Below are 24,138 nucleotides of genomic sequence, written 5' to 3' on the forward strand. Positions count from 1 at the left end.
GGGGGGCGTTGTGATTTTGTTTTGTGACCCCAATAAATTCATCTTAACGGCTCTTTGGGTAAGTAAACGAATATGTCGACATTAAGTATTAAAGGTGTTCATAGCCATTATCAGGGGCAGCAGGTCTTAAGAGGCTTGGATTTAACTCTGGCAAAGGGGGAGATTGCCGCGCTTCTCGGGCCCAGCGGTTGTGGTAAAACAACCTTGCTAAGGGCGATTGCGGGTCTGCAACCTATCACAGAGGGGGAGATCTGTATTAATGGTCAAATATTATCCGGCCCCGACCGGTTTGAGCCAAGTGAGCGGCGTGGTATAGGCATGATCTTTCAGGATTATGCGTTATTTCCACACCTGAATGTCGCTGACAACATTTTATTCGGTGTTAAAGATGCAACCAAAGAGCAGAGGAAAGCCAGGCTCGATGAGATGCTTGCCCTGGTCAAACTCGATGGGCTGTCAGAGCGATTTCCCCATGAACTTTCCGGCGGTCAGCAACAGCGTGTTTCTATCGCCAGATCCTTAGCCTATGAGCCCGAATTATTACTACTCGATGAACCATTTTCAAATATCGATGCTAAGGTTCGAGGCGAGATGATGCTGGAGATACGGGCAATATTGAAACAACGCAATGTCAGTGCCGTCTTTGTGACCCACAGTAAAGATGAAGCTTTTGTTTTTGCCGACAAACTGGCGCTTTTCAAAGATGGTTATATTGTTCAGTACGGCACCGCCGAAGAGCTGTATACCTCCCCTAAGGACAGATATGTGGCCGACTTCTTAGGCAGTGGTAACTACATACCCGCATCGGTTACCGATGCCTTCAGCGTCGAGACTCCTCTGGGGAAATTAGTCAGTACCCGTGCTTTATCCCAACCCGTGAGTTATCACGGAGAGATATTATTAAGACCCCAGCAGCTTGAAATAACCGCCGATGAGGAGGGGGCTGGAGTCATAGTTGAGCGGCGTTTCTTGGGTAATGTTTGCCATTATCAGGTTCAGATTGCTCAGCAGTTTTATGAGGTTAAGAGTCAATTCAGTCAATTGGCGCCAGGTCAGAAAGTGGACCTTCATGCACAGCCACATTCTTTAGTCGTATTCTGAGTTAATTTACTTCCCCGCGTGTTAGCTTAGTAAGCTACCGGAGGGGTTATGCTTAAAAAATTAATAATTACTGCTGCCTTTTTTTCTATGGGAGTGTGCGCCATGGATAGAGTCACAGGCGAGTCATTCGCCACACGTTCAGAGGTCTACGCCACTAATGGCATGGCGGCGACAAGTCAGCCATTAGCCACACAGGTAGCGCTCGATATTCTTAAGCTAGGTGGCAGCGCCGTCGATGCTGCCATTGCCGCCAATGCTATGCTCGGGCTCGTCGAACCTACAGGCGCTGGGATCGGTGGCGATCTGTTTGCCATTGTCTGGAGCGCTAAAGATAAGCGCCTCTATGGACTCAACGCCTCGGGTAGAAGCCCCAAGAGTCTTACTTTAGATAAAATACAAGCCTTAGGATTCGACTACCTTCCACCTTATGGGCCTATTCCTGTCTCTGTTCCCGGCGCTGTCGACGGCTGGTTTGAGCTGCATAAGAGGTTTGGCAAGTTAGATATGACAGTAAATTTAGCGCCCGCAATCGACTACGCCCGTAAAGGCTTTCCAGTCTCTGAATTAATTGCTTATTACTTAGCGCGTAGCGCCACAAAGTTGGCCATATTCCCCGGGTTTAAAGAGACCTATATGCCAAGCGGGGCCATGCCGGAAGTCGGGGAGATTTTTAAGAATCCGGCACTAGCATCAACCTACGAGAAAATAGCGGAGCAGGGGAGGGATGCTTTTTATAAAGGAGATATTGCCAGGACTATTGCCAGCTATATCAAAGCGCAGGGAGGTTACCTCTCATACGATGATTTAAGCGAACACTCCAGTGAATGGGTTGAACCCGTTTCGGTCAATTATCGTGGCTATGATGTTTGGGAGCTACCACCCAATGGTCAGGGAATTGCCGCGCTGCAGATCCTCAAAACTCTGGAGCCCTTTGATCTAAAAGGGATGGGGCAAGATAGTGCCGACTATGTACATCATTTCGTTGAGGCCAAAAAGCTGGCCTTTGCCGATCGAGCAAAATTTTATGCCGATATGGCGTTCAATACTATTCCGGTTTCTGAGCTTCTGAGCGAAAAATACAATTATCAGCGCTCAACATTAATTAATGCTAACAGAGCCGCTAAGCGTGTCGATGCCGGTCATCCGGCATTGCAGCATGGTGATACGGTGTACCTGACTACCGCCGATGGGGAGGGCAACATGGTTTCTCTTATTCAGAGTAATTATCGCGGTATGGGTTCAGGGATGACGCCACCCGGTTTAGGATTTGTTCTGCAGGATCGTGGTCAACTGTTCGATCTGAAGCCGGGGCGCTTCAATAGCTACGCCCCGGGTAAGAGGCCATTTCATACCATCATTCCGGCATTTGTGACTAAAGACAATAAACCCTGGTTGAGTTTTGGGGTCATGGGAGGGGCTACTCAGCCGCAGATGCACGCCCAAGTTTTAATCAATCTGCTCGATTTTGATATGAATTTGCAGGAAGCGGGAGACGCGCCTAGAATTCTGCATACCGGCTCGTCTCAGCCTACGGGAGAGCAGATGTTAGATGGTGGATATATCAGCTTAGAGTCAGGCTTTGATATGAAGGTACGCAGAGAACTGCAGAAGAAAGGGCATGTTATTCGCGATAGTCTGGGTGCCTTTGGTGGATATCAAGCCATTTCGATAAATACTGAAACAGGTGTTTATCGAGGGGCATCTGAGAGTCGGAAAGATGGCCAAGCGGCAGGATATTAGTTTTTAATGTTTCATATTGATTTAACTGGTTCAAATAAAATGTTATTTGTGCGTCAGTTAATACCATTATTATCTAAAGTTATGGATAATGATGCCGAATATGAATTAGTGAAAAGGTAATTACAGAGATGGATAATCAGGCTATGCCACGTGAACAGTTGGGAGTGTGTGCTGAAGGAAACTTGCACAGTGTGTATTTGATGTTCAATGCCAATGAAGGAGTCGAATCTCAATTACGGCCTTGTATCGCTAATGTGGCTCAATATATCTACGAGCTTACCGATCAATATGCCGACAGTGCCTTTAATGGTTTTGTGGCCATTGGCGCAAATTATTGGAATAGCCTATATCCATCGGCTAGGCCCACTGCATTAAAGCCTTTTCCTGCCATGAACGCAGATACTCGTGATGCGCCTGCGTTAGAGTATGACCTTTTCGTCCACATCCGTTGTGACCGATTCGATATACTTCACTTGGTTGCCAATGAAGTTTGCCAAATGTTTGAAGGCTTGGTTGAGCTGATCGACGAAGAGCGTGGTTTCCGCTTCATGGACAATCGTGATTTGACCGGATTTGTCGATGGCACTGAAAACCCTAAGGGGCGTAGCCGCCAAGAGGTGGCACTCGTCGGAGTTGAAGATGAGGCGTTTAAGGGCGGGAGTTATGTCCATGTGCAGAAGTTTGCCCATAACTTGAGTAAGTGGAACCGATTACCGCAGAAAAAGCAGGAAGATATTGTCGGCAGAACCAAGTTAGATAATATTGAGTATGCCTCAGAGGATAAGCCATTAACCAGCCATATTAAGCGTGTTAATTTAAAAGACGCCGATGGTAAGTCAATGGAGATCTTAAGGCAGAGCATGCCTTACGGTACAGTAAAAGAGCAAGGTCTGATGTTTATCTCAACTTGCCGTAATTCAGTAAACTTTGAACAGATGCTTAAGAGTATGGTTCACGGTGACGGCCATGGAAATCATGATCATCTGCTGCACTTTACCCAGGCACTGACCGGCTCCTCTTTCTTTGCCCCTTCGCTCGATTTTTTGGAAAATCAGGCTGGCGAATAAAATTTGAGTGATTGAATTAGACACAAAAAATGCACTATTTTTAGTGCGTTTTTTTATGTCAAAAAGAAGGTATCTAGCTGAGTTATCGTTATTTATCGGTATCGGTATCGGGATCCCAGTAGTTCGTCGGGCGTTTAGCGTATATCTCATCGACCGCCCTGACTAAAACCTTATTATTCTCCGGGTAGACAACGACATCGTGCTTATCTCTATTGCCGATGACCAGAAAGGTAAATTCTTCATTCGAGTCATTTCTTAGGGTATGTGCAATGGCGGTATCGGCATTAAAACAGACATAATCTCCCTGTTTAAAAGGGTGGGGCTCACCGTTAATAAGCAAGGTGGCTTCGCCCTGTAGGGCATATAAGTGTTCCTCCTCTTTGGTATGGTAATGTGCAACTGTCGATATCTTTCCCGGGGCGAGGCGCTCCATGGTGACGCCGATTTTTTCGCAACCTACGGCATCGCCTATGTGTTTCTGTTGACTGGTATATTGAGCTGAATGTTGCCAGGATTCCCAGCAAATATCATCGACTTTAATTATTTTGGTTGTTGTCATAAAGTATCCTTAGCCCTAGATATAGCTTTCGAATCTCTAATTTCTCATGAATGCCATATTGGATACAATCAAATTTTATGGCAGGGATAGGAGAAAACAAAAAGAGACGCGAAGCGTCTCTTTAAATGTGAATACATTTGAATCTTGGTGGATGTTCAGCCAATTTCGATAGCAGCTTGTGAGCAGGCGTCACTAACCACAAGCCTGTAAGAGTTAGTCATTAAAATTAAACAGTGACTTAACCGTATCTAAGGTTTTATCTATCTCATTAATATTTGATGGCGTGATGAAAATTGTATCATCGCCGGCAATTGTACCAAGAATACCCTCAGGCTTTCCTATCGAGTCGAGAAGTCGTGCGATAAGCTGTGCCGCCCCAGGACTGGTTCTTACCACTATCATGGATTGGTTGTGATCGACATCCAATACTAAATTCTTTAGTGGGCTACCTGCTGTCGGTACTCCCAGCTCCGCCGGAAGGCAATAAACCATCTCTTGTTTCGCATTACGAGTGCGCACAGCCCCAAACTTGCTTAGCATCCTTGAGACTTTGGATTGATTAATATTTCCGTACCCTTCAGCCTGAAGGGCGAGGACAATCTCACTCTGAGAACCAAATCGCTCCTCTTTCAAAATTGCCTTAAAGGTCTTAACTAGGTCATCTTGACTTCTATTTGCTTGCATAATTTTATTGTTCTTTATTCAAAAATCATTGCCATGTTGAATATAACTGGTGTTTTTGTCAACAAATATCCGAGTTTTATGAATAAAAATGCAACTTAAGGTGTGTGGGGAGATGTATAAGTAAATAAATAGTAACCGGAGCAAGGAGGAGGGGGGCCTGGTAAGGATTCTGTAGTACTGAGGTGGAGCGTGCATTTGCACTTATGGTGCTTTATTGCGCTTATTTCGGTAGTTTTTTGATGTAGAACAAAAATTTATTCTAACCAAGACTAAGGGATAATTGAATTTTAAGCGTGATTACAGTAATGTGGCGGCATTGAGAGATATAGATCTATATCACAAATATCCAAGAAATGACGGAGATAACTATGAAAGTTGCTGTACTTGGTGCCGCTGGCGGTATTGGCCAGGCTCTTGCCCTACTATTAAAAACTCAATTACCTGCAGGTTCAAAATTGTCACTTTATGATATTGCTCCTGTAACACCTGGTGTTGCGGTTGATCTTAGTCATATCCCGACAGCCGTAGAAGTTAAAGGTTTTGCCGGTGAAGATCCCACAGCTGCACTTGAAGGTGCGGACGTTGTATTGATCTCTGCCGGTGTGGCTCGTAAGCCTGGTATGGATCGTTCGGATCTATTCAATATCAATGCCGGTATTGTTAGAAATCTAGTCGAAAAGTGTGCCGCTGCTTGCCCTAAAGCACTTATCGGAATTATCACTAATCCGGTTAACACTACAGTCGCCATCGCCGCTGAAGTATTAAAAGCTGCTGGTGTATACGATAAGAATCGTCTTTTCGGTATCACGACACTCGACGTGATTCGTTCTGAAACTTTTATTGCCGAAGCAAAAGGTCTGAATGTTGATGATGTTAAGATCAATGTTATCGGTGGCCACAGTGGTGTGACTATCCTTCCTCTTCTTTCTCAAGTTCAAGGCGTAAGCTTTAGCGATGAAGAAGTTGCAGCATTGACTACACGTATCCAAAATGCGGGTACAGAAGTGGTTGAAGCTAAAGCCGGTGGCGGAAGCGCGACTCTTTCCATGGGTCAGGCGGCATGTCGCTTCGGTCTGTCTCTGGTACGTGGTCTTCAAGGTGAAGAGAATGTGATTGAGTGTGCCTATGTCGATGGTGGCAGTGAACACGCTGATTTCTTCGCACAACCAATCCTGCTTGGCAAGAATGGCGTTGAGTCGGTACTGGCTTACGGTGAAGTCAGTGAATTCGAAGCCAATGCTCGTGATGCTATGCTCGATACACTCAAGGCCGATATCGTTCTTGGTGTTGAATTCGTTAAGTAATAATTACAGGACTTATACTAATCGGTATTAAATCCAAGCAAATAAAAAGGAGCCTCAGGGCTCCTTTTTTATTGTATCGAACATAAGGCGTAAGACTAGTTGCTACGCTCTACGGCAATCTTAGCTAATGATATCAGTGCTTGCTTGTAATCACTCTCTGGGATGACAGACAAGGCATCTATTGCCTTATCAGACTCCTCTAGTGCGCGCTTGAATGTATAGTCTAAGGCACCGCAGCTGTGCAATGCATTGAGGATCTCTTCAATATTCTGAGTACCATCCCCTTTTTCTATTGCCGTGCGGATTAACTCTTGCTCTTTTTCAGTACCGTGTGCCATGGCATAAATAAGTGGCAGAGTTGGCTTACCTTCAGCAAGATCATCACCAATATTCTTGCCTAACTCTTCGGTGTCGGCAGTATAGTCTAATAGATCATCGGTTAACTGGAATGCCGTCCCTAAGAACTTCCCGTAATCGGCCAGTGCGCTTTGCATTTCGATAGGGCTTTGTGCAAGTACACCGGCTAAACGTGTGGCTGCCTCGAAGAGTTTAGCTGTTTTACAATAGATGACACGCATGTAACTCTCTTCAGTCGTGTCAGGGTCATTACAGTTCATTAACTGCAATACTTCACCTTCGGCAAGCACATTCGTGGCATCGGCAAGTACTTCAAGGACTTCCATGTTGCCAAGTTCAGTCATCATCTGAAACGAACGCGTATAGAGGAAGTCGCCTACTAATACGCTTGCGCTGTTACCAAAGAGTGCATTGGCCGTCTCTCTGCCGCGGCGCAACATGGACTCATCGACAACATCATCATGCAACAGCGAAGCGGTATGGATAAACTCGATAATTGCAGCCAGCTTAAGGTGTGCTTCACCTTTATAGTCGATGGCACGAGCTGCCAGAATAGAGAGTAGTGGACGCATGCGCTTACCACCACCATTGATAATGTAGAAACCTAACTGATTGATTAGGGCGACATCAGATTCTAGTTGTTTGTATATTAGCTTGTTAACGTTTTGCATATCGTTATCGGCTAACTGACGAATGGCGTTTAAATCCATATATAGGCTCTGGTTTTGTGGGGCAGCAATAAAAAAGGCGGCCCAAATGAAGGCATGAATGTTATAATGAGATGGATTCTACCTAAGAAACGCCATTCAAGACAGCGTTAGAAGGAGATAGTGGGATTAATTCCGATCTTTTTTTATTCTTACTTAATTAGGACTTGTCAGGTGGGAGTTCTTAGCGTAAACTCCGCGACCATTGTCATTAAAGCTTTTATAACACCCCTGCCTCACATAATGAGCCGGCGTGTTTGAAATATCGGAGTAAAATAGCTATGTACGCTGTTTTTCAAAGTGGTGGTAAGCAACATCGTGTTGCCGAAGGCCATACTGTTCGTCTAGAAAAATTAGAAGTCGCTACAGGCGATACTGTTGAGTTTGACCAAGTTCTTTTGGTTGCTGACGGTGAGACTGTTCATGTTGGTGCACCTCTAGTTGCAGGTGGTAAGGTTGTTGCTGAAGTAGTTAGCCACGGCCGTGCTGAGAAAGTAACTATTGTTAAGTTCCGTCGTCGTAAGCACCACGACAAGAAAATGGGCCATCGTCAATGGTTCACCGAAGTTAAAATTACAGCTATCAACGCTTAATTAGGAGTCTAACTCATGGCACATAAAAAAGCTGGCGGTTCTACTCGTAACGGCCGCGATTCAGAAAGTAAACGTCTTGGTGTAAAGCGCTTTGGTGGCGAATCAGTTCTTGCTGGTAACATCATTGTTCGTCAACGTGGTACTAAATTCCACGCTGGTGTTAACGTAGGTATTGGTCGTGACCATACTCTATTCGCTTTGACTGACGGTAAAGTTAAGTTCGAAGTTAAAGGTCCTAAGAACCGCAAGTTCATTAGCATCGAAGGTTAATCTTTAGCTTCTGCTAAGATTGCTTATTAAAGCCCCGCCTTTGGTGGGGCTTTATTGTTTTAATGGGTTTACAAATTGTTTTTTGGCGACCTTGGATAGAAAGACGTATAATCCTTTTAGTCTGTGGTGCCAGGAGTAAGTATGAAGTTTGTCGATGAAGCTGTGATCAGAGTTGAAGCTGGTGATGGTGGTAGTGGTTGCGTGAGTTTCAGACGCGAAAAATATGTACCCGATGGCGGCCCTGATGGCGGCGATGGTGGTGATGGCGGTAGTGTATATCTGCAAGCAGATGAAAGTTTTAACACACTGATCGATTTCCAGTTTGAACGTTTTCATCGTGCCGAGCGTGGTAAAAACGGCCGAGGTCGTGATTGTACCGGTCATGGTGGTGAGGACTTAGTTCTCAAGGTTCCTGTTGGCACACGCGCTATCGACGAAGAAACTGAAGAGTCTCTCGGAGATTTAACTGCTCATGGTCAAAGAATGCTTGTGGCTAAAGGTGGTTTTCATGGGTTAGGTAATACTCGCTTTAAGAGTAGTACTAACCGTGCTCCAAGACAGAAAACTCTGGGAACGCCTGGTGAGGTTCGAAGCCTTAAGCTTGAGTTGATGTTGCTTGCCGATGTTGGTCTTCTTGGTATGCCTAACGCGGGTAAATCAACGTTTATCCGTTCGGTATCCAGAGCTACGCCTAAAGTCGCAGATTATCCTTTTACAACTTTAGTGCCTAACCTTGGTGTTGTTAACCCAAGACACGGTCAAAGTTTCGTTATTGCCGATATTCCTGGTTTAATCGAAGGTGCTGCAGATGGTGCGGGTCTTGGTGTTCGATTTTTGAAACACCTTGAGCGTTGTCGTGTGTTATTGCATCTTGTGGATATCGATCCGATCGATGGCAGTGATCCTGTCGAGTCGGCAAGAGCTATCGTTGGTGAGCTTGAAAAGCACTCACCAAAGCTTGCGAGCAAGCCACGCTGGTTAGTGATCAATAAAAAAGATCTGCTGCTCGAAGAGGAACTTCAGGAGCGTATCGACCATATCGTGAAAGAGTTAGAGTGGGAAGGCGAAGTCTTTACCATCTCAGCTTATAATCGTGAAGGGACCGAAGATCTTAGTTTGAAACTTGTCGACTTCATCGATTCACTTCCTGAAGAGGAAGCGGTGGATGTAGAAGCCGAAGTCGAATTCAAGTGGGATAATTATCATAAAGACAGTGATTCGTTAAACGAAGATTTTGACGATTCAGACGATGATGACTTCGATGACGATGACTATGATGTCGAAGTTATCTATCAAAGATAGTCGTTGTCTCCCTCTATCGATAATGTTTAATTGAGGCTATTTTTTTGAGACCATACTGTTCGAGATTAGTATGTACGCAGATACTCAAAATGATATAACCCGGCAGGTTGTCCGGGTTGCTCAACTCTTGTTGGCCTATGGCGCTGAATCGGAACTTGTCGAAGAGATAAGTCAGCGCTTAGGCTATGCACTGGGGCTCGCCGGTGTCGAAATATCCATCTCTTCAAACTCCCTCGTTTTAACCAGTCTGGTCCATGGTCGTTGTATTACGACGACTCGTCGTACTCGAGAGCATGGTATCAACATGACCATCGTCTGTGAGCTGCAAAGGATCTGTTTACTGACCGAAAAGGGCCTATACGGGCTCAACGAAGTCAGAAAACGTGTCTCACGCATAGAGCCCAGGACTTACCCCAAGCGTTATTTAGTGCCTATGATAGGGTTATCGTGCGCGAGTTTTTGTCACCTTTTTGGTGGCGATATAGCGGCATCTGTGATCACCTTTTTTGCTTCATCGATAGGGATGTTTGTCAGGGTCTCCATTGCTAAGCATCATTTTAACTTACTACTTAACTTTGCGGTCACGGCATTCGTTACCACCTTGATTGCTCAGCTTGGCTACCAGTTCTCTCTTACCGATACGCCTAAGCTGCCTATGGCCGCGAGTGTGCTGATGTTGGTGCCGGGCTTTCCCATGATCAATTCAATATCCGATATGGTGAAAGGGCATCTTAATGTCGGGATATCGAGATGGGGTCATGCAACGTTGTTGACTGTCTCTTCAGTGATAGGTATCACCATAGCTATGCAATTGGGGGGCTTGTTCTTATGATGGAACTTCTCTTAGCCTTACTCAACGATGCGTTTTTCTCAGCAATTCCGGCTGTGGGGTTTGCCATGGTGTTTAACGTGCCTAAACGCTTCTTGCCATACTGCGCAGTCGCCGGTGCGCTCGGCCATAGCTTTAGAACGCTTTTGTTGCATATAGGCCTACCGATAGAATGGGCGACATTCGCAGCAGCGGCTCTCGTTGGTTTAGTCACTATCGGTTTTGCTAAACGTCATTTAGCGCCACCCTTGATGTACGCCGTTGCGGCCATTATTCCTATGATCCCCGGAACCTATGCATTTAATACGGTGATAGCGCTCGTTCAGCTTACAGCTCAGTCAGAGATTAGCCCGGAATTGACCTCTGAGGTGATCAGCAATGGACTGAAAACGGTGTTTATTTTGGGGGCACTGTCTGTGGGATTAGCTATGCCGAGTCTACTCTACTTTCGTACACGCCCGGTCATTTAATCGATACCCAAACGACCTCGAAATGCAGGATTCAGCATGTCGAGAAGTGACAGAGTTCAAGGCATGAAATAGCGGGACTAGTTATTCTAATTTAATATTTTGTAACGCAGAAACATGTTGCTTCTCGCCTTGCCCTTCGGGAGTTCCCGTAGAATACCTGCACTGCGTTAGTGATATTGAAAAGGGACTAACCATTCTCTTCAATCACTACCTTGTTCACCTATCCTACGGGAGCTCTGAAACGAACATTTTGAAGTGGCTTGGGTATATACATTCAGTCTTTATTATTCTAAAAACAAAATTGGAGATATTATGAAAATTGCCATGATAGCGGCGATGGCTAACAATCGTGTTATTGGTAAAGATAATCAAATGCCCTGGCACCTTCCTGAGGACCTTAAACATTTCAAGGCGATGACATTGGGTAAACCCATTGTCATGGGACGAAAGACGTTTGAGTCAATCGGGCGTCCACTGCCTGGTCGTCATAATATTGTGATTAGCCGACAAGAGTCACTCAAAATTGAAGGGGTTACTTGTGTTTCCTCTTTTGAAGCTGCAAAAAAGGTAGCTGGTGATTGTGAAGAGCTGGTAGTTATCGGTGGGGGGCAATTGTACTCATCTTTACTCAAGGAGGCCGATAAACTGTACCTCACTGAAATAAACCTCGATGTGGACGGTGATACCTTTTTTCCACCATGGGACGATGCTAGTTGGGAGCTTCTTAGCAAAGAGACGGCAATTAATGATAAAGGGCTGGAATATAGCTTTATCAACTTGGTGAAAAGATGTTAAATTGTCGTAGTTGTTATGTTTCAATTTCAGGGTGGGGCATATAAAGATCATTGTTTGCTGCTCTACAGTATAAAAATAAATAATAATAAAGGAGTATCAGATGCGTCTGTTACCAACGACCCTTGCTGTGGTTATCGCAGCGTCTACTTTCTCTATTCCTGCACAAGCTAACGATCAGTTAGCGGCTAATATATGTAACTATGTGCAAACAAATGATAAGAACCGTTTACGTAAAAAATTAAAAGAAAACCGCGTAAAACTTCGCAATATCTATAGTGGTATCTCGTGTAATGGGGATAGCCTTCTTCGTACTGCGATGAAGAGTGGTTCAGATAAGGTAGGCACATTTGTCGCTAAACGCCTCTCTGTATCGGACTTAAAGGCAGCAGAAGCCGATGGAATGACGGTTGTGCAGTGGTCTGAGGCAAATGGACATAGCGGTAGTACGATTACGGCTGCAATTAACGAGCGTATAGCTGGCAGTTAGGCTTCAGAATTTCCATAAAAATGCCGGACTGAGTCCGGCATTTTTATGGAATAAACTTTTATGGAACAAAGAGGGTTAAACAGTAAATTCTCTCACCGAAGCTTGTAGCTCCTCGGCCAGTTGGGCCACTTGGTGACTCGATTGAGCCGTTTGTTCGGCGCCTGTTGAGGTCTCTTCAGAGATGGCTGCGATATGCTCAAGCTTCTCAGAAACCTGCTGACTGACAATGTTTTGCTCTTGTGCTGCGTGGGCGATATGAGTGCCTGAATCATGTGCTTGATGGACGGATTCACTGATGCTCTCGAGTGCAATGTTGGCCTGTTCGGTCTTATCGACACAAGAACTTGCCTGAGCACGTCCCATCTCCATGACAGAGACCGCTTCCTGAGCACCTTGCTGCAGTACCTCGATCATCTGCTGTATCTCTTGAGTAGAATCCTGAGTCCTTGAGGCTAAGCTTCTCACCTCATCTGCTACGACCGCAAACCCACGACCCTGCTCTCCGGCTCTGGCTGCTTCGATTGCCGCGTTGAGTGCCAACAGGTTAGTCTGTTCGGCAATGCCTCGAATAACATCGAGGATGGAGCCGATAGAGGCACTATCGGAGTGGACTTTATTGATCACAACCCCTGCCTTAGCGACTTCGTCGGCCAGCGCAAGAATCGTCTGTTTATTCTCATCGGCAATGGTTCGCATATGCAGCGCTTCGTCATCAGCCTGCTTAATCTGCTGCAGTGCATCATCGGCACTCGTGGTCACTTGCTGAGCACTGGAGCTTAATTCAGTCGTGGCTGTGGCGACTTGATCGACCTGACTCTTCTGCTCCTGAATACTGGCAGTCGTTTGCATTGTGATGGCTGACGTTTCTTCTGCCGCTGCGGCAAGCTGATTAGAGCGATCTAAGATCCCCTGGATCAAATTTCGTAAGCTATCAACCAATCGATTACAGTTTTTGGAGAGTTCGGCAAATTCATCATGACCGGTATCATCCAACTTATGTGTCAAGTTACCCGATGCAAGGATATTAAGGGCATTATTTACCTTGGCAAGAGATTGGGTGAGGGGACGAATAACTGCCACGCTCACAATAATAGAGACGATAATTGCCACGAGAACCAAGATTAGAGTATTGATGCTGGCAGAGTCGATATCACTAATGGCCTTAACACTCACCTCTTTAGAGACGGACTCTACTGCATCGGTTAAGGCTCTCATGTTCTGATTGAGATTTTGAGTATCTTTTTCGACTTGACTGAGCATCTGGTCTGTTGAAGACACAAAGTTCAATTGGCGTCCTTTTAAGGCTTGAATAGAGCCATTGCCTTCAAGCATCGAAAGCACTTTTTTTGCTTCGACATTGACCTCGGAAAGTAGGTCTTCGTCAATAAATTCTCCCCAATTACTCTTTAAATATTCAAGTTTATAGTCGATGTTCCTGATGAAGTAGTTTAGCTCCTGTGTGATGGTTTCATGTTGCTGCTTAGTACCACTATTCACTAAGTCGAAACTGGTACTGACAATACCACTTAAGCTATTATCAATATCACCTGCAGTTGCAGCAATTTGCTGCTCAACGGGATCTTTACTTATTTCAAGATCGATGAGATCCAATAAAAGAGAGGCCGTATCGTCAGCCGCCTCTTCAAGAGCTTCTAAATTAGAGGCTAAATTCTCTTGAGTCGCGAGCGCACTTTTCTTGGTTTGGATCATCTTCTTACCATCTGCTTCAAAACTTGAGTAGCTTTGACGCAAATCTGAAATAATCCTATTTAAATCAGTCTGTTTCTGTGCGCTTACGATATTAGATAGCGTATCTAATTCGTTGAAAAATGTTTGATTGTTTTTTGAATGCTTGGTTTCAATTGCCGGAATTTTATTCGATTTATCACTATGGTAGGCGGTTAGGAGTTGTGTCTCTTGAAGGGAAAGGCTCTCAACAAGATGGCCACTGGATTCGAGTGCCGGCAGGCTGAACTCTTGCAGTACCTGAGTACTCGTCTTGAGTTTACTATTGGTAAATAATGAAGCTCCCCCCAAAGCGATGAGTAACAGGGTGACAACACTAAACCCACCAATGACTCTAGTGGCGACATTCATTTTCATAGGGTACTCCAGTTATTATTATAATTCCTGTGCCAATCAGCTAGAGCTGTTGATCACGACTCCCTAGTAAAAAACTTTTAAAATTCAGGGCTTGGCTCTCTAGTTTGATTTTTATCGGCCAACTTCAGATTTAGTTTAACTCTTTTTTAACTTGTTTTGGGTTATTTTTTGATTGGATTCTAAATGCCAGAGAGTCAGATGCTCTCCCCAACAACAGCCCGTATCGAGAGCATGTATTGTACTTGACGGCACTTTGCCCATCACGGCGGCCCAATGTCCGAAGACTAATGTATGCGTGGAGTTAAGCAACCCTGGGTGCTCAAACCAAGGTGATAGATCGGGGTCTTCACACGCTGATGGAGGTAGCTTACAGTCAAAGTCGAGTCTCCCATCACTGTGCAGAAACCTCATTCGGGTCAGGGCATTGATGCAGTATATTTTACGCTCCAACTCAGACATGGAGTCGTGCCAGCAATTGGAACCATTAGTATACATATGACCGATAAGAGAGGTGAGGTAATCATCTGATCTGAGCGCTGCAGCGACATGATCCGCTTCCTCTCTTAAGGTTTCAAGACTCCACTGAGGAGGAACTCCCGCATGAGTCATCACCAGGTTGTGCTCAGGCAGCTCTTGGTAAAGTGGTTGCATTCGTAACCAGCCAATCAGAGAGCCAATATCGGGTGCAGTGAGTAATGGGCCGAGTTGGTCATTGGGGTTGGCTCTTTTAATTTTGGCATTAACCGCCAGAAGATGAAGGTCATGATTTCCAAGTACCACACGTCCTGAGCCTTCAAGTTCCCGAAAGTAACGTAGGGTTTCCAGCGAACCCGGGCCTCTTGCCACAAGATCCCCGACAGCCCAAAGCTGATCTGTTGATGGGTTAAAGTCGACTTTATTCAGGAGCAGCTGTAACTCTTCGAAGCATCCTTGAATATCACCAACAAAATAATGCGCCATCTATGTCGCCTCAAATAGGGTTAAAAAGTACATTTCAGTGAAGCATGCCAGGTACTGCGAGTCTGAAAGGAGGTATTTGCGCTTTAAAGCTCTCTCCTTCGCCGGTGAGCATGGTGTAGCTGCCTTGCATGATCCCCAAAGGAGTCTCCAGTACTGTGCCACTGGTATATTGATATGCACTGTCAGGTTCTATTGTTGGCGTCTCGCCAACCACACCTTCTCCACGCACTTCGCTATTATGGTTATTCGCATCGGTAATTGACCAGTAACGGCTTTTCAGTGTCACCGCTTTTTCGCCGAGATTAACGATAGTGATGGTATATCTGAACAGGTACCTTTCCTCAGTAGGGGAAGATTGATCTTCAATATATTCAGTTTTTACTTCGACCTTGATGGAGTCTTCTAGTGACGTCATGACTTTCCTTATGGCGAAAGAAAGGAGGGACTAAGCCCTCCTGAAATTTATGATTTTTAATCAATACTGATCAATAGCTATCGGCTATAGCAAGCCTATTTCCTGTCGATAACCAAGTTAGTCAGGGCTACATATTGCTGGACAGTGATCTGCTCAGGTCTGAGCGTAGCGTCGATCCCAAGATCAGCAAACTCTTCATCTGAGATCAGATGCTTGAGGTTATTGCGCAGCGTTTTACGGCGCATATTAAATGCCGTGGTTGTCAGATGTCTGAGCTGGTCGACATCTTTACATGGCCAAGGCTTTATCTTATAAGGCACGAGGCGAACCACTGCTGAGTCGACTTTTGGTGCTGGCGTGAAGCTATGTGGTGGCACTTCAAGCACTGGCATGACTTGGCAGTGATATTGCGCCATCACAGTCAAGCGTCCATAAGCTTTAGTTCCCGGGCTGGCAGACAGTCTAAGAACGACCTCTTTTTGCAACATGAAATGCATGTTTTCAATCTGTTCTGCAAACTCAAACAGGTGAAACATGAGTGGCGTGGAGATGTTATAAGGTAAGTTACCAAATACCTTCATCTGCCTGCCTTCTTCCACGAGCTGACTGAAATCAAATTTCAGTGCATCACCTTGATGGATGTCCAACTTGTGCTTCAGTGTTGGGTGCTCTTTGAGTCGCTCAACAAGATCTTTATCCAGCTCGACTACCGTTAACTTATCGATACCATTGGCTACCGGTTCGGTCAGGGCGCCGAGGCCCGGACCAATTTCAACCATCACATGATCATTATCGGGTGCAATAGCACCCACGATGCGGTTGATAACATTACCGTCGGTCAGGAAGTTTTGTCCGAAACGTTTTCTGGCTGTATGGCCTAAATGTACTTTATTACTCATTACTTATTTTCAACTACTCAGCATTGGCAGCCAAATCTATGGCTTTATTAAGTGCACAGACAAAGCTTCCAATGTCTGCTTGTCCGGTTCCGGCGAGTTCTAGTGCGGTACCGTGATCGACAGAGGTACGAATATAGGGAAGCCCTAACGTGATATTAACAGAGCTACCAAAACCTTGCGATTTAAGGACTGGCAAACCCTGATCATGATACATGGCTAAGATAACATCGGCATCTTCCAGATACTTTTTCTGGAAAATAGTATCTGCGGGCAATGGACCGACAATATTCATACCTTCGGCTCGTAATTCCTCGAGGGCCGGTATGATAGTGTCAATCTCTTCTCGCCCTAAATGTCCATCTTCACCGGCATGTGGGTTAAGCCCACAGACGTAAATTTTAGGTCGTTCAAGTGCAAACTTCTCAATTAAATCGGTATGAAGGATCTTCACGATTTGATGAAGTCTGTCGCGGGTTATTGCCTTAGATACATAGGCTAATGGAATATGGGTTGTTACTAAGGCCACATGTAAACCCGGTGCGGCCAGCATCATTACAACATCTTGGCAGTTTGCCTGATTGGCAAAAAACTCGGTATGTCCGCTAAACGGAATACCGGATTGGTTAATGATACCTTTATGCACAGGGCCTGTGACGACGGCATCAAATTCACCGTTCATGTTTTTTTCACCGGCATAGCGCAATGTTTCAACGACATAGGCACTATTTTTTTCATCAAGCTGACCGCATACCGATTCAGTGATGAGCGTAAAGGGAGCCAGTGTCAATGTGCCCGCTTCTTGAGCTTTAGGCTCCAGATTAGGCTGGTAGGGCTTTAGCTGAAGCGGAAGTCCAAGCTTTTTAGCTCTGGCGGACAAAAGTTCAGGATCGGCGCAAACAACTAGCTCAGCAGGCCAAGCCTGCTGAGCTAGTTGGATAACTAAATCTGGGCCAATTCCAGCGGGCTCTCCCGGTGTAATGGCAATTCGTTTAGTCGTCAATATGATTAACCTCGATTGAAATCAGCATCGAAAACTTCTATATACGCCTCAGATCTCATCTCATCCAGCCAGTTTTGTAGCTCTTCATTAAACTTTCGACGGAAGATAAGTTGGTGCGCCCGATTAGTATTAAATTTGTCTGTAGCATCCGTTTTTCGGCGCTCTTCGAGTTGTACTATATGCCAGCCGTGACTCGAACGGAATGGTTCACTGATCTCGCCAATTTCTAATGCATTCAAGGTTTGGGCGAATGCAGGAACATAAACGGAAGGATCGGCCCAGCCAAGTTCGCCACCTTTAGCCCCAGAACCTGGATCTTCAGAGTATTGACGGGCAAGGGCTGCAAAATCTGCATCGCCGGCACGTATCTGATCCACGAACTTATCAAGCATCGCCTTAGCTCTCTCTTCCGATAGGATTGGAGAGGGCTTAATTAGAATATGTCTTGAGCTGACTTCATCAACCTCTTTAGTTTGAAGTCCACGGGCATCTAGCACCTTGATGATATGAAAGCCTGCACCGCTTCGGATTGGACCAATGATGTCACCAGTCTTAGCACCACCCAATACTTCGGCAAAAAGCGTTGGCATTTCGTTGACGTTCATATAGTCCCAAACACCACCTTCGAGGGCCTTTGGACCTGCCGATGCGGCAATCGCAGTACGACGGAAATCATCGCCATCTTGGACACGTTTCAGTACCGTATTGGCGCGTTCACTCGCTTTTTGCAGTGCTTCACTGCTCGGGCTGCTTGGTACTTCAATCAGTATATGTCCGATTTGGAACTCAACTTGCTGCAGCCCTTGCTCTTCAATAAGTTTAACTAAGTTATTTATCTCTTGAGGTGAGACCTGAATACGGCGTTGAACCTGAATACGTTGTATCTCACCTAAGGTGATCTCTTCACGCAGCTGCTCACGGTATTGGCTCCAGCTCATTCCCTCTTCACCAATTTTCTCTCTCATCTGATCAACAGTAAGGTTTTGCTCTTTGGCAATATTACTGATGGTTTGATCCAGTTGGAGATCTCCGATATGCAAACCAATTCTGTCGGCCATTTGCATCTGTAATCGGGTCATGATCAAACGTTCAATAACCTGAGTTCTAAGCGCTTGATCTGATGGTAAAGCCTGTGCTGCTGAGCTGGCATTGGCTTTTACCGTCTTTAGCATACCGGCTATCTCACTCTCCAGTACAATACCTTCGTTTATCTGAACTGCAACACGGTCCAGGGGCTCTACTTTAGCTAGAACTGTGTGGCTCATTGCCAGGGTAAGAAAAGCAAAAATAAAATGTTTACAGGGTTTCATCAACAAAAATCCTTGGCATATTAACGTCTGGTGCGGCATTAAATGATGCCGGCTAAAATTCTATTATCAAGAGTTGGACTACAGGTCTAACTCATGGTTCATCGAAAAAGTAATTGTTTTACTAGTTTTTCAGGTAAAGCGGCTTTCGGTAATTAAACAGACCATCGTTAAGCATATCCGATACGCCTAATGGACCAGAGCCACCGAGCCCTTTTATTACAAAGTTGAGATATAAACCGCTCTCAAAAAGCTCTCTATTATCCAATACCGGATTATAATCCTCATCATAATTTGTCTTAATTCGATAATGATAACTTAAACGTATGGCCCAACAGCAGGATTCATACTGAAAGCCTGCGTAGGTTTCAACACTACGGCTCTCGTTAAGATCGTAATACCAGTTACCGACCAAGTAAAGACTATCATTCAGTGGCCATGCTCCCCGCATGCCCGCCTGTGAAATATTTACCGACTCGTTCGTGTTGCTGTTCAGCAGGTCGGGGACATAACGATAACTAAATTGTAATAGCTTGTTGGCACCCGGACGGAAGTCGAGGGTTACTTCACTCTTCTTATTCTCACGCTGCTTAGTATCATACTGAATTGCACCACTCATATACCAGTCCTGGTAGAGTTGAGTATTCAATTCGGCAGCTAATACTGAGTTTGACGTATTTTCCTGGTTAAACGTTTCACCTTGAAAAGTTGAATCCGCTATGCCGACCCGGCTCTCCTGAAAGTAAAATATCTGGCCTAAGCTGAACTTAAATTTTTCAATATTATGTTCATCAAATAGTCGTGTCGTTAGACCTAATGTCATCTGATTCGCATCGGCGACTCTATCCAGGCCTGAAAAACGTCGCTCACGAAATAACCCGAAGTAATCTTCCTGAAGCTGCGCCGTATCATAAATACCAATATTCGATTGGTCTTCATAACCCACGTAGAGGTACTGGAATTGAGGCTCTAAAGTCTGGCGATAGTTTTCGTTAAAGTAATCGGTAAATCTCTCGAAGTTGACTTGCCCATGGATCCGCACCTGTGGCAGAGTACGGGTCACGCTGCTATCGAGATCTTTATTGGCATCGATACGGGCATCATCTTGCCAATAGTAGGTTTGTAGCAGTTTTACTTCACTGGTCAACGACCCGGCTGGCCCATGAAGCGGGAACGAGATGCTAGGTTCAAAGTGAAGCCGTGTTGCCGTCGTTTGGTCACTTTCTTCATGTTCAAAATTAGTCACTTCACTCAAGAAATCAAAATCTAAGCCTTTCCAAATATCAGGAGAACGGTAGTTAAAACCAAATTGTGGCATCACCTGATAAGGTTTTTCATCTTCACCCAGCACTTTAATGTCTTGTACTCTGGCGTTGAAATCCCAGTTTTTTTCGAAATAGCTGACTTCACCAATTCGAGTCAACTGATTATCCGTTGCGCGCTGGACATCTGATTTTAAATCATTGAAATAGTTGTTATCCGATACGTCGGTGTAGTTTGCGAGTACACGCCAGTTTTCATCGATTGCACCCTGATGTTCCCAGTGGTAGAGATAACGGTTTGGTGAATTAGCTAACATATCATCGTTAGCTAAGTATTCAATATTGAGTTGCCCCTGCTGAGCATCACCGGCCAGATACCTGAAGTCGCTCTTTAAATACAGACCACGGGCAGACATATAGTGAGGCGTGAAGGTCAGATCATAGTCAGGTGCAATATTCCAGTAATAGGGGGTAGCCACTTCAACGCCATTGGTTGTACTGGTACTGAAAGTAGGAAACAGGAAGCCTGACTTACGTTTATCCGATACCGGTATCGTCATATAGGGAATATAAAGTACAGGCACATTACCTATTTTTAGTTTGGCGTCCCATAACTCGCCCCACTCCTCTTTACTGTCAATTTTTATCGTTTCAGCTTCGAGTAACCAAGAGGTATCCTCTGGAGGGCAAGTGGTAAAGTTGGTTTTGGTCAGGTGGAGATTGTTATCAGACGTGATCTCCAGCTTTTCTGCATCGCCATGGATCTGTTGGCCATGTAACCAGTATTGAGCCCCTGACAAGGTTGCACTGTTACTGCGCATCTCGGCCACGAGAGAATCGGCGGTGACGGTAAACATTTGATCCTGAAAGACCAGATTTCCATTAGCGTCTAAACGCTCCGCTTCTTGATCTAAAATAGCCTCATCGGCAGCGATATTACGCCCGCCCTGACTGAATGAGACATCACCGTTAAATTTGGCCTGTTTACCCATTTGGGCTTCTGAGCGATCAGATATGATGCGGATCTCCTGGAGATCTATCTTTCCATCGCTGTTTTCTTGCGGCGTCAAACGGGGAACCGGAGGCTCGACGATACACTGGGTATCGGAATTGGTTGTAACTGGAGTTTCTTCAGCCAAGACTAATTGGGGAAGTAGGCTTAGTGCCAATAAATAACGGATCTGCATCTTAAGTCGTTTAATATGATTTCTTAGTCTGGACAAGTATTGGTGAGAAAAGTTGCCGCTTCAATAAGACAACACAGCTAAATATCGAGATTGAGCTTATTAGCTGTTTCCATTTTGCTTTATAATAAAGCAATTTTCCCATAAGAGCCATGAGGTGCCCTTGTCAGATCCCAGATTTCTTGTTTTAAATGCATGGCTAAACCGAATTTTTGATACGCAAGTGACCCCGGAATTGATCTCCGGTGATGCCAGTTTCAGGCGCTACTTTCGGGTCCAGAGCGCTGGCAAGAGTTTTATCGTTATGGACTCACCACCAGAACTTATTCCGGTTATGCCGTTTGTTAAACTGGCAAACGCCTACCGGAATCAAGGGGTTCACACTCCTCAAGTTATTGAAATAAATGTTGAAGATGGTTTTCTTTTGTTGAGTGACTTGGGGGATGTGCAGCTGCTCTCTGAGTTAACCCCTGATAATGTTGAACGATATTACGGAAAAGCTCTGGCTCTACTGGAGAGGGTGAGTCGTGTCAGGGATAACGGTGAAATGCCATTGCCCCTGTACGACGGCGAATTTGTAAAACGAGAATTGGAAATTTTTACTGACTGGTTGATAAACCATCATCTCGACATTGAACTCGATGATGCCACGCAATCTATGTTGGATAGAACCTATTCAGTATTGATTAATAACGCCGCAGAGCAGCCCGTGGTTGGGATGCACAGGGATTATCATAGCCGTAATTTGATGCTGAAAAATGGCCAACTCAATGTTATCGATTTTCAGGATGCCGTATTAGGACCGATAACCTATGATGCGGTGTCTTTGCTCAGAGACTGTTATATTCGTTGGCCAGATGAGGTCGTGGAAAAGTTGATGTTAACGCATTTTTATCGGCTGATAGATGCCGGTGAGCTAGATAAAAACCTTCCTGTGAAGACCTATCGCAGATGGTTCGATCTTATGGGGTTACAGCGCCATATAAAGGCCGCAGGCATTTTTTCCAGGTTGAAATACAGAGATGACAAGCCTGCCTATATGGATGATATCCCGTTAACACTGGAATATATTCGCGATATTTCAGCGCGCTACCCAGAGCTGGTTTGTTTTAGTCATTGGATTGAAACTCTGATTATTCCAACTTTTGAGGAAAACAGATGAAGGCGATGATCTTAGCGGCGGGTCGGGGTGAGAGATTGCGTCCTCTCACCGACTCAGTTCCGAAACCGCTGGTCAGAGTCGATGGCAAGCCATTAATCGTCTATCACATTGAGCGTCTGGCCAAGGCGGGTATTAGCGAGGTTGTCATCAATCATGCCTGGCTCGGTGATAAGTTGGTTCAAGCATTGGGAGATGGTAGCCGATGGGGCATCAATATTCTCTACAGTGCAGAGTCCAGCGCATTAGAAACTGGTGGAGGGATAAAACAGGCCTTACCTTTGCTGGGGAATCGTCCTTTTTTGGTGATTAATGGCGATATATTTATCGACGACTTACCCGATTTTTCCGAGCTGGATGCGACTGAACGACTCAATGGCAAACTAGCCCATCTGTGGTTGGTCGATAACCCTGAGCAGCATCCCAAAGGGGACTTTCCTCTGAGAGATGGGCTGGTTTCGGCCGATATCCTTGATGATGAACCAAGATTGACGTTTTCAGGTATGGGGATTTATCACCCTTCACTTTTTGACAATACTCCGGATAATGGCTTTCCATTAGCGCCGTTATTAAGAGACAAAATGGCGTTAAGGGCGGTTTCTGGCTCACATTTTCCAGGCTTTTGGTGTGATGTCGGGACGAAGGAGCGTTTAGACAAATTAGAGCGTCGACAGCAAGAGATGAGGTAAGGTTACCGATATTGGTTATCGTCATCTCAATTTTTAATTTTTTAGTTTCAACTAATGTTATGAGTAAGGTTTATTGATGCGTATTTGGGGTAAATTTTTTGGCTTCGCTATCGGCTTCATGTTTGGTCGAATCATTGGTGGCTTGATTGGTCTCTGGTTGGGCCATCTTTATGATAAGAAAAGTGCCGAGCTTAGTGGCATCATAGGCAAAGGAGCCAATAGGCAGACACTCTTCTTTAATACCACCTTTGCCGTGATGGGGCACGTGGCGAAAGCCTCGGGTCAAGTCACCGAAAATGATATCCGTATCGCGACCTTGTTGATGGATCAGATGCAACTCAAGGGCGAGGCGAGAAAAGAAGCTCAGGTGGCGTTTAAAGAGGGTAAAGAGAGTGACTTCGATATTAAGGCTTGCCTTAAGACATTTCGACTCATCTCTATGGGACGTAAAGAGTTGTTGCAGATGTTTCTGGAGATCCAGATCCAGACGGCTTTATCTGACGCAAAACTCGATCCTAAAGAGCGCACGGTCCTATTAACCGTGGCTCAGGAGTTAGGATTTAGTGCCAGTCAGCTTGATGAACTGCTTAAGCGTTGGCAGGCTGAATTTAATTTCCACCAAGGTGGCAATAATCAGCAGACCACGATTGAAGATGCCTATGATCTACTCGGAATGTCGGAAGCGTCATCGGATCAGGAGGTCAAACGTGGCTATCGTAAATTGATGAATGAGCATCATCCCGATAAGTTGGTCGCTAAAGGTTTGCCGGAGGAGATGATGGAGTTGGCAAAAGTAAAAGCGCAGGATATTCAGGCTGCCTACGACAGAGTCAAGAGCGATAGAGGAATGCGCTAGCTAAGTGAAATAATTGATGGTACAACAGTGAAACTGATG

The 24,138-nt window shown here is 45.2% G+C and carries 24 protein-coding genes; 14 read left to right on the plus strand and 10 right to left on the minus strand.

The genetic code is table 11. The features are described from left to right. Positions 1 to 72: 72 nt before the first annotated feature. The 3 genes from EKG38_RS02730 (at position 73) to EKG38_RS02740 (ending at position 3,908) form a co-directional block, all read left to right on the plus strand. Positions 73 to 1,101, plus strand: coding sequence for an ABC transporter ATP-binding protein (locus tag EKG38_RS02730; protein ID WP_126518418.1), 1,029 nt, complete (start codon positions 73 to 75; stop codon positions 1,099 to 1,101). 48 nt (positions 1,102 to 1,149) lie between these two features. Next, positions 1,150 to 2,841 carry a gamma-glutamyltransferase gene (gene ggt, locus EKG38_RS02735; RefSeq protein WP_126518420.1) on the plus strand — a complete coding sequence of 564 codons (1,692 nt, stop codon included), beginning with the start codon at positions 1,150 to 1,152 and terminating at the stop codon, positions 2,839 to 2,841. 128 nt (positions 2,842 to 2,969) lie between these two features. Continuing rightward, entirely contained in the window at positions 2,970 to 3,908 is a 939-nt protein-coding gene (locus EKG38_RS02740) for a Dyp-type peroxidase (RefSeq protein ID WP_126518422.1), read from the plus strand. Positions 3,909 to 3,996: 88 nt separating this feature from the next. Here EKG38_RS02740 and EKG38_RS02745 read toward each other — a convergent pair whose 3' ends face one another. Together EKG38_RS02745 and argR are read right to left on the minus strand one after the other, a co-directional pair. Further along, positions 3,997 to 4,467 (minus strand): cupin domain-containing protein, encoded by a 471-nt coding sequence (locus EKG38_RS02745; RefSeq protein WP_126518424.1) that lies wholly within the window; start codon positions 4,465 to 4,467, stop codon positions 3,997 to 3,999. 213 nt (positions 4,468 to 4,680) lie between these two features. Continuing rightward, on the minus strand, positions 4,681 to 5,151 hold the full coding sequence (argR, locus tag EKG38_RS02750; protein WP_126518426.1) for a transcriptional regulator ArgR: 471 nt from the start codon (positions 5,149 to 5,151) through the stop codon (positions 4,681 to 4,683). Between the two features lie 368 nt (positions 5,152 to 5,519). On the opposite strand from argR, the gene mdh reads away from it, so the two are divergent. Then, the gene (gene mdh / locus EKG38_RS02755) at positions 5,520 to 6,455 is read left to right on the plus strand and encodes a malate dehydrogenase (protein ID WP_126518428.1); all 936 of its coding nucleotides are present in this window, start codon (positions 5,520 to 5,522) and stop codon (positions 6,453 to 6,455) included. 95 nt (positions 6,456 to 6,550) lie between these two features. Here the strand turns inward: mdh and ispB are convergent, their stop codons facing one another. Next, positions 6,551 to 7,522 (minus strand): octaprenyl diphosphate synthase, encoded by a 972-nt coding sequence (ispB, locus tag EKG38_RS02760; protein ID WP_126518430.1) that lies wholly within the window; start codon positions 7,520 to 7,522, stop codon positions 6,551 to 6,553. A gap of 278 nt (positions 7,523 to 7,800) precedes the next feature. Here ispB and rplU point away from each other — a divergent pair, with 278 nt between their 5' ends. The 7 genes from rplU (at position 7,801) to EKG38_RS02795 (ending at position 12,265) form a co-directional block, all read left to right on the plus strand. Beyond that, the gene (gene rplU, locus EKG38_RS02765) at positions 7,801 to 8,112 is read left to right on the plus strand and encodes a 50S ribosomal protein L21 (protein ID WP_012141301.1); all 312 of its coding nucleotides are present in this window, start codon (positions 7,801 to 7,803) and stop codon (positions 8,110 to 8,112) included. A gap of 15 nt (positions 8,113 to 8,127) precedes the next feature. After that, positions 8,128 to 8,382 carry a 50S ribosomal protein L27 gene (rpmA, locus tag EKG38_RS02770; RefSeq protein WP_012141302.1) on the plus strand — a complete coding sequence of 85 codons (255 nt, stop codon included), beginning with the start codon at positions 8,128 to 8,130 and terminating at the stop codon, positions 8,380 to 8,382. A gap of 141 nt (positions 8,383 to 8,523) precedes the next feature. Beyond that, a complete protein-coding gene (gene cgtA / locus EKG38_RS02775; protein WP_126518432.1) occupies positions 8,524 to 9,684 on the plus strand; it encodes an Obg family GTPase CgtA in 1,161 nt (386 codons plus the stop codon). A gap of 70 nt (positions 9,685 to 9,754) precedes the next feature. Continuing rightward, positions 9,755 to 10,516: a threonine/serine exporter family protein gene (locus EKG38_RS02780; RefSeq protein ID WP_126518434.1), complete on the plus strand. Its 762-nt coding sequence runs from the start codon at positions 9,755 to 9,757 to the stop codon at positions 10,514 to 10,516. Beyond that, complete coding sequence (locus EKG38_RS02785) at positions 10,513 to 10,983, plus strand: threonine/serine exporter family protein (protein ID WP_126518435.1); 471 nt, start codon at positions 10,513 to 10,515, stop codon at positions 10,981 to 10,983. The genes EKG38_RS02780 and EKG38_RS02785 overlap by 4 nt, the downstream gene beginning before the upstream one ends. A gap of 312 nt (positions 10,984 to 11,295) precedes the next feature. Continuing rightward, complete coding sequence (gene folA / locus EKG38_RS02790) at positions 11,296 to 11,778, plus strand: type 3 dihydrofolate reductase (RefSeq protein WP_126518437.1); 483 nt, start codon at positions 11,296 to 11,298, stop codon at positions 11,776 to 11,778. 100 nt (positions 11,779 to 11,878) lie between these two features. Continuing rightward, the gene (locus tag EKG38_RS02795) at positions 11,879 to 12,265 is read left to right on the plus strand and encodes a DUF3718 domain-containing protein (protein WP_126518439.1); all 387 of its coding nucleotides are present in this window, start codon (positions 11,879 to 11,881) and stop codon (positions 12,263 to 12,265) included. Between the two features lie 75 nt (positions 12,266 to 12,340). Here EKG38_RS02795 and EKG38_RS02800 read toward each other — a convergent pair whose 3' ends face one another. The 7 genes from EKG38_RS02800 to lptD all read right to left on the minus strand — a co-directional run bounded on the left by EKG38_RS02800 (position 12,341) and on the right by lptD (position 21,398). Further along, positions 12,341 to 14,368, minus strand: coding sequence for a methyl-accepting chemotaxis protein (locus EKG38_RS02800; RefSeq protein WP_126518441.1), 2,028 nt, complete (start codon positions 14,366 to 14,368; stop codon positions 12,341 to 12,343). Between the two features lie 135 nt (positions 14,369 to 14,503). Then, positions 14,504 to 15,328 (minus strand): symmetrical bis(5'-nucleosyl)-tetraphosphatase, encoded by an 825-nt coding sequence (locus tag EKG38_RS02805; protein ID WP_126518443.1) that lies wholly within the window; start codon positions 15,326 to 15,328, stop codon positions 14,504 to 14,506. Positions 15,329 to 15,362: 34 nt separating this feature from the next. Beyond that, positions 15,363 to 15,743 (minus strand): Co2+/Mg2+ efflux facilitator ApaG/CorD, encoded by a 381-nt coding sequence (apaG, locus tag EKG38_RS02810; RefSeq protein ID WP_126518446.1) that lies wholly within the window; start codon positions 15,741 to 15,743, stop codon positions 15,363 to 15,365. 95 nt (positions 15,744 to 15,838) lie between these two features. Beyond that, positions 15,839 to 16,642 carry a 16S rRNA (adenine(1518)-N(6)/adenine(1519)-N(6))-dimethyltransferase RsmA gene (gene rsmA, locus EKG38_RS02815; RefSeq protein WP_126518448.1) on the minus strand — a complete coding sequence of 268 codons (804 nt, stop codon included), beginning with the start codon at positions 16,640 to 16,642 and terminating at the stop codon, positions 15,839 to 15,841. A 13-nt stretch (positions 16,643 to 16,655) separates the two neighbouring features. Next, the gene (pdxA, locus tag EKG38_RS02820; protein ID WP_012141312.1) at positions 16,656 to 17,642 is read right to left on the minus strand and encodes a 4-hydroxythreonine-4-phosphate dehydrogenase PdxA; all 987 of its coding nucleotides are present in this window, start codon (positions 17,640 to 17,642) and stop codon (positions 16,656 to 16,658) included. 5 nt (positions 17,643 to 17,647) lie between these two features. Next, positions 17,648 to 18,952 (minus strand): peptidylprolyl isomerase SurA, encoded by a 1,305-nt coding sequence (gene surA / locus EKG38_RS02825; protein WP_126518449.1) that lies wholly within the window; start codon positions 18,950 to 18,952, stop codon positions 17,648 to 17,650. A gap of 121 nt (positions 18,953 to 19,073) precedes the next feature. Beyond that, entirely contained in the window at positions 19,074 to 21,398 is a 2,325-nt protein-coding gene (gene lptD, locus EKG38_RS02830; protein ID WP_126518451.1) for an LPS assembly protein LptD, read from the minus strand. A gap of 154 nt (positions 21,399 to 21,552) precedes the next feature. Between lptD and EKG38_RS02835 the strand changes: the two genes are divergently transcribed. The 3 genes from EKG38_RS02835 to djlA all read left to right on the plus strand — a co-directional run bounded on the left by EKG38_RS02835 (position 21,553) and on the right by djlA (position 24,099). Beyond that, positions 21,553 to 22,557 carry an aminoglycoside phosphotransferase family protein gene (locus tag EKG38_RS02835; RefSeq protein WP_126518453.1) on the plus strand — a complete coding sequence of 335 codons (1,005 nt, stop codon included), beginning with the start codon at positions 21,553 to 21,555 and terminating at the stop codon, positions 22,555 to 22,557. Further along, complete coding sequence (gene murU, locus EKG38_RS02840) at positions 22,554 to 23,243, plus strand: N-acetylmuramate alpha-1-phosphate uridylyltransferase MurU (RefSeq protein WP_126518455.1); 690 nt, start codon at positions 22,554 to 22,556, stop codon at positions 23,241 to 23,243. Before EKG38_RS02835 ends, murU begins: the two co-directional genes overlap by 4 nt. A 76-nt stretch (positions 23,244 to 23,319) precedes the next feature. Continuing rightward, the gene (gene djlA / locus EKG38_RS02845; RefSeq protein WP_126518457.1) at positions 23,320 to 24,099 is read left to right on the plus strand and encodes a co-chaperone DjlA; all 780 of its coding nucleotides are present in this window, start codon (positions 23,320 to 23,322) and stop codon (positions 24,097 to 24,099) included. The last annotated feature ends 39 nt before the right edge of the window (positions 24,100 to 24,138 follow it).

The organism is Shewanella canadensis (assembly GCF_003966225.1).
Classification (GTDB): domain Bacteria; phylum Pseudomonadota; class Gammaproteobacteria; order Enterobacterales; family Shewanellaceae; genus Shewanella; species Shewanella canadensis.

Bases quoted from the DNA above. Each gene is read 5' to 3' on its own strand.
- murU (WP_126518455.1), top strand. From the start codon at position 22,554: ATGAAGGCGATGATCTTAGCGGCGGGTCGGGGTGAGAGATTGCGTCCT.
- ispB (WP_126518430.1), bottom strand. From the start codon at position 7,522: ATGGATTTAAACGCCATTCGTCAGTTAGCCGATAACGATATGCAAAAC.
- cgtA (WP_126518432.1), top strand. From the start codon at position 8,524: ATGAAGTTTGTCGATGAAGCTGTGATCAGAGTTGAAGCTGGTGATGGT.
- rsmA (WP_126518448.1), bottom strand. From the start codon at position 16,642: ATGAGTAATAAAGTACATTTAGGCCATACAGCCAGAAAACGTTTCGGA.
- argR (WP_126518426.1), bottom strand. From the start codon at position 5,151: ATGCAAGCAAATAGAAGTCAAGATGACCTAGTTAAGACCTTTAAGGCA.
- EKG38_RS02740 (WP_126518422.1), top strand. From the start codon at position 2,970: ATGGATAATCAGGCTATGCCACGTGAACAGTTGGGAGTGTGTGCTGAA.
- EKG38_RS02795 (WP_126518439.1), top strand. From the start codon at position 11,879: ATGCGTCTGTTACCAACGACCCTTGCTGTGGTTATCGCAGCGTCTACT.
- surA (WP_126518449.1), bottom strand. From the start codon at position 18,952: ATGAAACCCTGTAAACATTTTATTTTTGCTTTTCTTACCCTGGCAATG.
- mdh (WP_126518428.1), top strand. From the start codon at position 5,520: ATGAAAGTTGCTGTACTTGGTGCCGCTGGCGGTATTGGCCAGGCTCTT.
- EKG38_RS02730 (WP_126518418.1), top strand. From the start codon at position 73: ATGTCGACATTAAGTATTAAAGGTGTTCATAGCCATTATCAGGGGCAG.
- EKG38_RS02780 (WP_126518434.1), top strand. From the start codon at position 9,755: ATGTACGCAGATACTCAAAATGATATAACCCGGCAGGTTGTCCGGGTT.
- EKG38_RS02785 (WP_126518435.1), top strand. From the start codon at position 10,513: ATGATGGAACTTCTCTTAGCCTTACTCAACGATGCGTTTTTCTCAGCA.
- EKG38_RS02745 (WP_126518424.1), bottom strand. From the start codon at position 4,467: ATGACAACAACCAAAATAATTAAAGTCGATGATATTTGCTGGGAATCC.
- EKG38_RS02805 (WP_126518443.1), bottom strand. From the start codon at position 15,328: ATGGCGCATTATTTTGTTGGTGATATTCAAGGATGCTTCGAAGAGTTA.
- apaG (WP_126518446.1), bottom strand. From the start codon at position 15,743: ATGACGTCACTAGAAGACTCCATCAAGGTCGAAGTAAAAACTGAATAT.
- folA (WP_126518437.1), top strand. From the start codon at position 11,296: ATGAAAATTGCCATGATAGCGGCGATGGCTAACAATCGTGTTATTGGT.
- EKG38_RS02800 (WP_126518441.1), bottom strand. From the start codon at position 14,368: ATGAAAATGAATGTCGCCACTAGAGTCATTGGTGGGTTTAGTGTTGTC.
- djlA (WP_126518457.1), top strand. From the start codon at position 23,320: ATGCGTATTTGGGGTAAATTTTTTGGCTTCGCTATCGGCTTCATGTTT.
- ggt (WP_126518420.1), top strand. From the start codon at position 1,150: ATGCTTAAAAAATTAATAATTACTGCTGCCTTTTTTTCTATGGGAGTG.
- rplU (WP_012141301.1), top strand. From the start codon at position 7,801: ATGTACGCTGTTTTTCAAAGTGGTGGTAAGCAACATCGTGTTGCCGAA.
- lptD (WP_126518451.1), bottom strand. From the start codon at position 21,398: ATGCAGATCCGTTATTTATTGGCACTAAGCCTACTTCCCCAATTAGTC.
- rpmA (WP_012141302.1), top strand. From the start codon at position 8,128: ATGGCACATAAAAAAGCTGGCGGTTCTACTCGTAACGGCCGCGATTCA.